Raw genomic sequence first — 10,042 nt, 5'->3', positions numbered from 1 at the left:
ACGGCGAGGCTGGCGGCGCGGCGCGGCCGCGCACCCGTCCGGGCCAGCGCCGCCGTCCAGGCCGCGGCCGCCGCATCGCCCGCCAGCAGCACCACCGTCGCGCCGTCGAGGCCGGGGAGGGCCGGGCTGGCGGGCAGCGGTTCCACCTCCAGCTCGAGATGGAAGGTGCTGCCTGCCCCCGGGTGGCTGTCCACCCCGAGTTCGCCGCCGAGCAGCAGGGCGAGCCGCCGGCAGATCGCGAGGCCGAGGCCGGTGCCCCCGTAGCGGCCCGCGATCTCCGGCCCAGCCTGGGTGAAGCTGTCGAAGATGCGGGCCTGCGCCTCCGGCCGGATGCCGATGCCGGTGTCGGAGACCTCGAAGCGCAGCCGCACCCGGCCGGCGCCGCCGCCGATGGCGGCGACGCCGAGCGAGATGCCGCCGGATTCGGTGAACTTCACCGCGTTGCCGGCCAGGTTCACCAGGATCTCGCGCAGGTGGCGCCGGTCGGTGCGGAAGCGCGCGGGCGTGCCGGCCGCGACATGCAGGCCGAAGCGCAGCCCGCGCGCGCGGGCCTGCACGTCCACCATGCCCCGCACCTCCTCCAGCAGCTCCGCCAGGTCGCAGGCCTCGGGCGCCACCGGCATCCGCCCCGCCTCGATGCGGGACAGGTCGAGGATGTCGTTGATGAGGTCGAGCAGCGCGCGCGCCGCGCTGTCCACGGTGCGCGCCATGTCGCGCTGCTCGGCGTCCAGCCGCGTGCCGCGCAGCAGCGCGCCCATGCCGATGATGGCGTTCAGCGGGGTACGCAGTTCGTGGCTGACGCCGGCCAGGAACAGGCTTTTCGCCTGGCTCGCCGCTTCCGCCGCCGCCCGCGCGTCCGACAGCTTGCCGATTAGCACGCCGGCATAGGCGGGCAGCACCACCAGCCCCGCCAGCAGGCCAAGGGAGAGATGCGGCTGTTCGAGCCAGTAGGGCGTGCTGAGCACCACCGCGCCGAAGCCCGCCAGCGACAGGACCATCCCGAGGCGCAGCCAGGGCAGGCCGAAGCGGAAGCCGTTGCCGAAGACCACCCACAGGTAGATCGGGAAGAACAGCGCATGCGCTTCCCCGCCCAGGTGCAGGTGGAGGGAGAGGAAGCCGGTGTCGGCCAGCAGCGCCAGCGCGCGCCGCGGCAGGCTCGGCCCCGGCCGCGCCACGATGTGGAGGAAGATGCAGAGCGCGACGGTGCACCACAGCGCCAGCACCACCGCGGCCGCGGCCGGGTTCTCGGGTGGCGCCAGCGCCAGCGCGCCGCCGACCAGCAGCGCGAAGGCCAGCCGGTTCAGGCTCATCTCGTGTTCGCTGTCGGGCCGCCCCCGGAGGCGCCGCAGCAGGCGCCCCGGCGTCACGCCGCCTGGCCCGTCGCGAACGGCGTCAGCCCCGGCGCCAGCTCGAAGGAGGTGCTGACCACGCCCACCACCCGCCCGGCCCGGTCGCGCAGCGGCGCCTTCACCGTCAGCAGCGGCGCCTCGCCGGGCGCCTCCTCGACGAAGGCGGGCAGTTCGCGGCCCGTGGCGAAGACCTCCTGGTCCGAGGCGCGGCTCGCCGCCGCTCGCGCCTGGCCGACGACGCGCGCGATGTCCTGGCCCACCAGCTCCTCCGGCGCGGCGCCGACACGGCGCGCCTGGCGGGTGTTGACGAACAGGCAGCAGCCCGCGCGGTCGGCCGCCGTGATCAGCGCGGGCAGGTCGTCCAGCGCCGGCACCGCGGCCGCCGCCTGCGGTGCCGGCACATCCTGCGGCGGCCGGGCGGTGGCGGCGCGGCGCGGCAGGGCCAGCAGGTTGCGGGCGCGGGCGACGAATTCGACATGATCCACCGGGCTCTGCAGGAAGTCGGTCGCGCCGGCTTCCATCGCGCGCAGCCGGAAGGACCGGTCGTCATAGGCGGTGACGACGATGACCGGCACATCGGCCACCGCGTCGCCCGCGGCGCCGGCGCGCAGGCGCCGGGTGAACTCCGCCCCGTCCATGGACGGCATCCGGTAGTCGGTGATGACGAGGTCGACCGGCGCGGTGGCCAGCCATTCCAGCGCGTCGACCGGGTCCTCGAAGGTCTCGACCACGACGCCGTCCCCGATCAGCGCGGCGAGGCGCGCGTAGATGCTGCGGTTGGTGGCGCGGTCGTCCACGATCAGGATCAGGGGCATCAGGCCATTCCCTCCGCGGAAGGGCGTTCGGGGCCGCCGGCCTCGGGCAGCGGGATCTCGATGCGGCAGACGATGCCGCCCGGCTGCCAGTCCTGCGCGATGCGCCCGCCGAGCTGTTCGCCGATGGTCGCCTTCAGAACGCGAGAACCGAAGCCGACGCGCTCCGGCGGGGCGCCGAGGGCGGGGCCGCCGCTTTCGGCCCAGGACAGCCGCAGCAGGCGCCTGCCGCCCTCGGTGTCCAACCGCCAGTCCACCGCCACGCGCCCGCCGGGCACGCCGAGCGCGCCGTGCTTCACCGCGTTGGTGGCGAGTTCGTGCATCGCCATGGCCAGCGGCTGCGCGACGAGCGGCGCGAGCATCGCGGGCGGACCGTTGAGGTCGACCGTCGGGCCGAGCGAGCCGGTGGTGAGGAAGGGCGCGAGTTCGCCTTCCAGCAGCCCGCGCAGGTCGGCCCCCGACCAGCCGCTCTGCGTCAGCAGTGTCTGCGCCCGCGCCAGGGTGGCCACGCGGCCTTCCACGGCGCGGACATAGGCCGCCTGGTCGGGCGCCCGCGTCAGGCGCAGCACCGCCTGCACCACCGCCAGCGCGTTCTTCGCGCGGTGGTCCACTTCCCGGATCAGCAGGGCCTGGCGCTGCTCCGCCTCCTTGCGGACGGTGATGTCCACATGCACGCCGAGCATCGGGCCCGGGCGGCCCGCCCGGCCCGGCATGCGCCGGCCGCGCCCGATCAGCCAGCGCGTCTCGTCCTGGCCGTCGCGGCCGCGGCGGCCGATGCGGAACTCCGCCTCGTATTCCCCGGTGTCGAGCCCGCGGGCGATGGCGGCGCGCAGGGCGGGCCGGTCATCCGGGTGCACCAGGGCGAGCAGGTTCTCGACCGTCGGCGCGCGGACGGCGTCGGCGTCGGTGCCGAACAGCGCGTGCTGCTCGCGCGACCAGTCCTGGACCTCGCCCGCCGTGTCCCATTCCCAGGTGCCGACGCCCGCGACTTCCTGCGCAAGCCGCAGCCGGCCCTCATAGGCCTGCAGCGCCTCCTGCGCCTCGCTCAGCCCCGCGGCCTCGGTGCAGGCCTCGACCACCAGCGGCTCCCCGCCCTCCGGCGAGGGGCGCAGCAGCCAGGTGGTGGCGACGGTGACCACGCGGCCGTCGCGGCGGCGGTGGCGCAGCTCGCCCTGCCATTCGCCGCCGCGCGTCAGCTCCGCCAGCGCGGCGCGGCGGCCGCCATGGGCGAAGCGCGTGCGCAGCAGTTCCTGCATCCGCTGGCCGACGGCCTCGGCGCTGGTGAAGCCGAACAGGCGTTCGGCCCCCGGCGACCAGTGGCGGATGACGCCGTCGGGCGTCTGGACGACGACGCTCGCGACCTCGGATGCGAGGCGCTGGAAGGGATCGGCGCCGCGCCGCGCATCGCCCGGCCGTGCCGCGCGCGTGATGGCGCGCCAGCCGGCACCGAGCGCGAAGGCCGCCGCAAGGCCGAGCAGGAGGCCGTTCAGCATCGGCAGGCCGCCCGCCACCCCCGCCGTGACGAGGAGCAGGGCAAGGGCGGCCAGGGCTGCGAGGCTGCGATCCGCACTCACGCGCATTCTCCCATCGGAGGCGAGGCGAGGCAGCAGGGGATCGGAAGGCGGGCGGCGTGCGACGGCAATGCAGCAATGCGGCTCTGGCGCCAACTGCAATGGATCGACACCGACGCGGTTCCTCACATCTGCGCGCGCCCATTCTCACAAGAACGTGGCGAAATACAACCAAGAAAAGGCGTGGCGATCACCGGAAGTAGCAATAAAGCGGAACGGTTATTGCTGGACTGACTGTCATCAACCAGGAATTGGGAATCCTGGCGCCAGGGATGCGGCCGCATTGCATGCCCGTCACTGTCGGCACCGCCGGATGCGGCGCCCTTCCCGGTCAGGCGGATTCGGCGCCCCGCAGCCCGAGCCGCCCGAGGCCTGGCAGCTTCAGCGCGGGGCGGCGGATGTCGAAGCCCGCGACACCACCGAGGATGTTGACCTCCACCCCCTCCACCCAGCCGAGCGTCAGCCCGGCATAGCCGCCGAGTGACAGCCGGATCCCGGTGCCCGAGGCAGTGCGCCGCACCCACCGCCCGTCATAGGGATAGTCCTTGCCGATGGCGGTGGGCGGCAACGTCGCCCCGGCATCCGGCACCGCATCCAGCACCGCCGCGACGAAGGTGTTGGAATTCGGGCCGGGCCAGGCGCGGTAGTCGCCGCGGTGGCGCCAGGCATAGGCGTCGATCGCGGCCTGCATGCGCGGGATCATCGCCGCGGCGGCGTCCCCGTCGGCAGCGAAGATCACTTCCGGGCTGCGGCCGAACCAGCGGCCATCGGCCTCGAACCCGTTGACGCGGATCGGCTCGCCCCAGGCGGTGTAGTCGTAGCGGGTATAGGCCGCCGCCCCCTCGGGCTTCAGCACGACCCAGCTGTGGACGGCGAAGATGCCGCGCCAGCGCACCGTCGGCGCGGCGAAGACGCGCACCACCGCGGGCGCGTGCCGGGCGGCGGGCGGCAGGTGGCCGGCGCTGGAGCGGTCCGCGCTCCACCACTCCGCGCCGATGCCGGTGGACTGGTGCAGGATCGCGGCGATGCCGAGCGGCAGGAGGTAGAGCAGCGCGAAGAGCGACAGCACGAGTTTGGGGATCATCATGGAAGGGCGGGATGTTTGGACGCCGCGCCGCCCCTGCAACCCCGGCCGCGCCCGGCGCCCGCTTGCGGCTTCGTGTGGTGACAGGCGCCGCCGGGGCGGGACACTCCGCGCATGAGGCGCCGCACCCTCCTCGCCGCACCCGCCCTCCTCCTCGCCGCGGCCCCGCCGGCCCTGGCGGCGGGGGCGATGGGGCCGCTCACCGCCGCGCCGGGCGGGCGCCACTTCGCGCGGCCGGACGGGCGGGCGGTCCACTTGGCGGGGTCCCACAGCTGGACCAACCTGCAGGACGTCAACGACGCCGATCCGCCCAGGCCCTTCGACAACGCCGCCTATCTCGACCTGCTGGCGGCGGGCGGCCACAACATCATCCGGCTCTGGGCCTGGGAAGCCGCGCGGGGCGGCGGCGACGCCTTCGGCTTCGTCGATCCCCTGCCCTACCGCCGCACCGGCCCGGGCACGGACGCGCTGGGCCGGCCGCGCTTCGACCTGCACGCTCCCGACCAGGCCTATTTCGACCGGCTGCGCGCCCGCGTCCGCGCGGCGGCGGCACGCGGCATCTACGTCTCCGTCATGCTGTGGAACACCTGGAGCATCCACAACTACACCGGCGATCCCGCGAAGAACCCCTGGCCCTTCCACCCCTTCAACGCCGCCGCCAACGTCAACGGGATCGACGGCGACCCCGGCCGCAGCGGCACGGGCCTCGGCATCCAGACGCTGGCGGACCCGGCAGTCACGGCCCTGCAGGAAGCGTATCTCCGCAAGGTGGTGGACACGCTGGGCGACTGCGACAACCTGCTTTACGAGATCAGCAACGAGCCGATCGGCGACGCCGCGACCGAGGCCTGGCAGCGCCATATGATCGCGTCGCTGAACGCCCACCAGGCACGCGGGCCCCGGCGCCATCCGGTCGGCATGACCGCCGGGATCAGGCCCGACCAGGCCACCATCGAGGCCCAGCTCCATGCCAGCGCCGCGGACTGGATCAGCCTCGCCGGCTTCGACACCCACAAGGACGACCCGCCCGAGGCCGATGGCCGCAAGGTGTCCCTGCTCGACACCGACCACCTGTTCGGCATCGGCGGCGACGCGGCCTGGGCGTGGAAGGCGTTCTGCCGCGGCCACAACCTGCTCTACATGGACAGCCTGACCGGCACCGGCATCGCCGGACGGCTGTTCGACGCGCCGCCGGACCTTGCCGCGACCGAGGCGAGCGGCCGGCGTGGCGTCACCGGCACGCGCCTGGCCGCTGACCTCGTGGAGATCGGGCGGATGGCGCCGCGGCGCGACCTCTGTTCCTCCGGCTACGCCATGGCGGAGGAAGGGGAGAGCTGCATCTGCTACGCCGAGGGCGCCTTCACGCTGGACCTGCGGGCCGCCGCCGGGCACCAGATGCAGGGCTGGTGGATCGACGCGGAGCGCGGCGTGCGGCTGGGCACGGAGCGGATCGCGGGCGGCACGGTGCACCGCTTCGCCCCGCCGGCGGGCCGGGCCGCGCTGGTGCTGCGCCGCATGGGATGAGGGTGGGGTCGGACGCCGCGCTCCGGCAACAATCGCGCTTGACCCCTTAATGGACTAACCAGTACATCCACACCCAGCCCGCCCTTGCAGGGAAGCGGCGCGTCGCAAGCAACCAAGGAGGAACCCAGGACATGTCCGTCACCCGTCGCAGCTTCGCTGCCGGTGCGCTCGGCCTTGCCGCCGCCGGCGCCGCGGGGCGCCACGCGGCCGCGCAGGCCCCGGCCGCCGAGCCCTATCCCGGCACCCGCCCGGTCACCATCGTGGTCGCCTGGGCGCCCGGCGGCTCCACCGATTTCGTCGCCCGCGTTCTGGCCCAGGCCCTCTCGCGCGAGCTGGGCGGCAATGTCGTGGTGGACAACCGTCCCGGCGCCTCGGGCACGATCGGCCATGCCTCCGTCGCCCGCGCGCGGCCGGACGGCTACACGCTGCTGCTCGGCGTCAATTCCACCTACGCGATGTCGCGCCACCTGTTCCCCAACCGCGGCTACGACGACGACACCGCCTTCGTGGGCATCGGGCGGATCGCCGTCTCGCCGATCTTCCTCTGCGTGAACCCGCGCATCGGCGTGAACGACATCCAGGGCCTGGTCGCGGCGGCGAAGGCCGCGCCCGGCCGGATGTCCTATGCCTCCTCCGGCGCCGGCTCCTCGGCGCATCTCGCGACGGAGCTGTTCCTGCGCAGCGCGGGCATCCAGGTCGAGAACGTGACCTATCGCGGCGGCGCGCCCGCCGTGCAGGCGCTGATCACCAACGAGGTGCAGGTCGCCATGGTGGACGGCGTGACCGCCCTGCCGCTGATGCAGGCGGGCCAGATCCGCGCCGTCGGCGTCAGCACGCTCGAGCGCAACCCGCTGGCGCCCGAGGTGCCGACCATCGCCGAGAGCGGCTTCCCCGGCTTCGAGGCGACGAGCAACTTCGCCCTCCTCGCCCCCGCCGGCACGCCCGCGCCGATCGTCGCGCGGCTCGCCGCCGCGAAGGATGCCGCCATGCGCAACCCGGAGGTGCTGGACCGGCTGCGCGCCAATTCCATCTTCCCCACCCCCGGCACGCCGGAGCAGTGGCCGGCCTATTTCCGTGCCGAGAGCGCGAAATGGGCCGAGCTGATCCGCGCCCGCGGGATCACGGTGGACTGACCGCACCGCAGCGGCGGCGCGATGCGCCGCCGCTGCGCCTTGATCACCCCCCGATCGACAGCTCGGCCCGCGGCGGCAGGAAGTCGGGCGTGTAGACCTGGTCGGCACGCAGCCTCTCCGGCAGGCCGAAGCTGGATTCCACCGCGCGGATGCCGTCCTGCAGCCGCGCCATGTCCACCGACGACAGGCCGTTGGCGCGCACATGGTCGGTGACCACCACGCGCTGCATGTTCATCTCGTGCCGCCGCGTCTCCAGCGCCACATCCGTCAGCGGCTCCACGCGGCGCAGGATCTGCATCGCCTCGCCCCCGTCGCGCACCTGTTCGCGGAAGGCGCGCATCAGCGCGGCGACGGCGCCGCGGACCGCCTGCGGGTTGCGCTCGGCGAAGGCGCGGGTGGTCAGCAGCGCGCCGCCGTACAGGTTCAGCCCGTGCTCGTAGTACATCATGATCCGCTGCTGCGCGACGGGCAGGCCGATGCCGTCCAGCGCGATGGCGGAGGTGGTGACGAAGCCGGTCACCGCATCCGCCTCCCGCCGGACCAGCATCGGCTCCCGCAGCGCCGGGTTGACCGACACCCAGTTGACGCGCCCCGCATCCAGCCCGGCCGCCCGCGCGAAGGCGGGGAAGAGCTGCCGTCCGCCGTCGAATTCGGGTGCCGCGACGCGCCGCCCTTCCAGGTCCTTCGGCGCCCGCACCGGCCCGTCCGCGCGCGCGATGGCGCAGAGCGGGCTGCGGTCGTGCAGCACGGCCACCGCCAGCAGGCCGCGGTCCGGGTTCTCCGCCATGAAGCGGATGGCCGGGTTCAGGTCGGCATAGCCGAGGTCGTAGGTGCCGCCCGCCAGCGCCACCGGCACCGCGCCGCTGCCCTGCCCGCGATCCACCACGGCATCCACGCCGGCATCGCGGAAATACCCCTTCTCCCGCGCGACCAGCGCGAAGGCGTTGGGCGACTGGAAGGCCCAGTCGAGCACCATCCTGACCCGCGGCGCCGGCGCCTGGGCCAGGGCGGGGCGCGCCAGCAGCGCGGCGCCGGCGGCCAGCGCCCCCCGGCGCGTCGTGGTGAATGCGCGGATCATGCGGTGTCCTCCCGAAGGGGCGCGATGGGTCGAGGCCGACGCTCATGTCCCAAATGCCCGGGCGCGGCAAGCGCCGCATCGGCGTTGAGCCCCCGGCCAAGCAGCCGCATAAGCGGCCATCGGAGGACCAGGCATGCAGCGCGCGGATGACGACCCGGTGGAGGTTGCGGCCGATCTGGCGCGGGAGGTCGCGCCCGACCTCGATGCCATCCTCCTCACGGTCTACCCGGATGCCGATGCGCTGGACACGCTGCGCCCCGGCGAGACGGATGTGGCGACAGCCAATGCCGTCGCCCGCGCGGTCGCCGCGACGCTGGCCGGGGAAGGGGTGGAGGTCATCGTCCAGCGCGCGGACCGGGGCGCCTTCCGGCGCTGGCTCGCCGGGCGGGGGGACAGCCCGCCCGCGCACCATGCCTGGGTGGATCGCGACCGGCTGCTGCGCGGCGCCGACGCCTTCCGCGCGCTGCGCCTGCCCCCGCCGCCGCCCGTCCCGCCGCCGCGCTTCCCCGCCGCGCCCGGCCCCGTCGCGGACGAGCTTCTCGCCACGCGGGAGGACCCGGAGGGCGAGGAGTTCGGCGCCCTCGCCGCCGCGCTGATCGAGGCCGGCCGGGGCGACGTGCTGGACCTTGCGGTCCGCAAGGTCCGCGCGCGGCAGAGCGACGAGAATGCGGCCGACCTTCAGGCGGACCTGCTGGAGGTCGCGGGCGGCGCGGCGATCGGCCCCTCGGGCTGGGCGGAGGTGGTGGCGCTGCCGGTTGCGCTCCCGCCCGGCGCGGTGCCGGACGCCGTCGCGCTGGCCGGGGGGCTGCTCGCCTCCGGCGCGACCGACGCGACGGAGGAGTTGCGCTTCCTGCCCGGATGGCGTGCGCCGGACGCCATCGCGGAGCTGTCGCCGCTGGCGCTCCGCCGCGTCCTGCTGGACCTGGTGGCGGGCCGGGACCCGCGCGACCTGCCGCCGGGCGACACGGACGAGCTGGCGCGCCGCGGCTTCGGGGTGCTGGTCGGCCTCCGGCTCGACTGGGACATCCCGGTCTGGGACGTGATCGCCGCCGAGGGCGGGCTGCCGGAGGAGCCCGGGGAGGATGAGGAGGACACGCCCGAGACGCTCGGCCGCGCCCGGGCCTTCGACCGCTGGCGCGGCCGCGTGGCCGCCGAGCATGGCGGCTGCGTCCCGCTCGACCTGGTGCCACCTTGCGACGTCGCCGCCGCAATCGCGGGCTTCCTGGACGAGGCCGCGGCGGGGGTGGAAGGGCTCGACGAGATCCGGGACTTCATCGAGGCCGCCCGGCGCGAGGCCGGCGGGGCCGAGGTGGTGTGCCGCCCGGCGGTGGTCGGGGAGAGCCTGGAACTCGCCCTCTACACCGCCGAGGGGCGCTTCCTCGACGGCGTGACCCTGCCGCGGGAACGCCTGCCCGCCGCGGCGGCGGACATGCTCGGCCTGCTCGGCAGCTTCGTGCGGCTGGCCGGGGATGCGCCCCGCCGCTGATGCGG

General features: G+C 74.7%; 8 protein-coding genes. 3 read left to right on the top strand and 5 right to left on the bottom strand.

The features are described 5' to 3' along the window. The 4 genes from ACK8OX_RS12185 to ACK8OX_RS12170 all read right to left on the bottom strand — a co-directional run. On the bottom strand, window positions 1-1,310 hold a 1,310-nt coding region (locus tag ACK8OX_RS12185; RefSeq protein WP_430664370.1), incomplete at its 3' end, for a sensor histidine kinase. 53 nt (window positions 1,311-1,363) lie between these two features. Further along, the gene (locus tag ACK8OX_RS12180) at window positions 1,364-2,164 is read right to left on the bottom strand and encodes a response regulator (protein ID WP_430664369.1); all 801 of its coding nucleotides are present in this window, start codon (window positions 2,162-2,164) and stop codon (window positions 1,364-1,366) included. Beyond that, window positions 2,164-3,735: a sensor histidine kinase gene (locus ACK8OX_RS12175; RefSeq protein ID WP_430664368.1), complete on the bottom strand. Its 1,572-nt coding sequence runs from the start codon at window positions 3,733-3,735 to the stop codon at window positions 2,164-2,166. The genes ACK8OX_RS12180 and ACK8OX_RS12175 overlap by 1 nt, the downstream gene beginning before the upstream one ends. A gap of 328 nt (window positions 3,736-4,063) precedes the next feature. Continuing rightward, on the bottom strand, window positions 4,064-4,819 hold the full coding sequence (locus ACK8OX_RS12170) for a DUF3750 domain-containing protein (protein ID WP_430664367.1): 756 nt from the start codon (window positions 4,817-4,819) through the stop codon (window positions 4,064-4,066). A gap of 111 nt (window positions 4,820-4,930) precedes the next feature. Between ACK8OX_RS12170 and ACK8OX_RS12165 the strand changes: the two genes are divergently transcribed. Both ACK8OX_RS12165 and ACK8OX_RS12160 read left to right on the top strand, forming a co-directional pair. After that, window positions 4,931-6,340: a hypothetical protein gene (locus ACK8OX_RS12165; RefSeq protein ID WP_430664366.1), complete on the top strand. Its 1,410-nt coding sequence runs from the start codon at window positions 4,931-4,933 to the stop codon at window positions 6,338-6,340. Between the two features lie 131 nt (window positions 6,341-6,471). Then, complete coding sequence (locus tag ACK8OX_RS12160; protein WP_430664365.1) at window positions 6,472-7,473, top strand: Bug family tripartite tricarboxylate transporter substrate binding protein; 1,002 nt, start codon at window positions 6,472-6,474, stop codon at window positions 7,471-7,473. Between the two features lie 43 nt (window positions 7,474-7,516). Here ACK8OX_RS12160 and ACK8OX_RS12155 read toward each other — a convergent pair whose 3' ends face one another. Then, entirely contained in the window at window positions 7,517-8,551 is a 1,035-nt protein-coding gene (locus tag ACK8OX_RS12155; protein ID WP_430664364.1) for an ABC transporter substrate-binding protein, read from the bottom strand. A gap of 133 nt (window positions 8,552-8,684) precedes the next feature. Here ACK8OX_RS12155 and ACK8OX_RS12150 point away from each other — a divergent pair, with 133 nt between their 5' ends. Then, window positions 8,685-10,037 carry a hypothetical protein gene (locus ACK8OX_RS12150; protein ID WP_430664363.1) on the top strand — a complete coding sequence of 451 codons (1,353 nt, stop codon included), beginning with the start codon at window positions 8,685-8,687 and terminating at the stop codon, window positions 10,035-10,037. Window positions 10,038-10,042: the final 5 nt, after the last annotated feature.

The organism is Falsiroseomonas sp. CW058 (assembly GCF_050563535.1).
In the GTDB taxonomy this organism is placed as follows: domain Bacteria; phylum Pseudomonadota; class Alphaproteobacteria; order Acetobacterales; family Acetobacteraceae; genus Falsiroseomonas.
The sequence above is the reverse complement of the archived record's forward strand: the minus strand, read 5'-3'. Positions and strand labels throughout refer to the sequence as shown.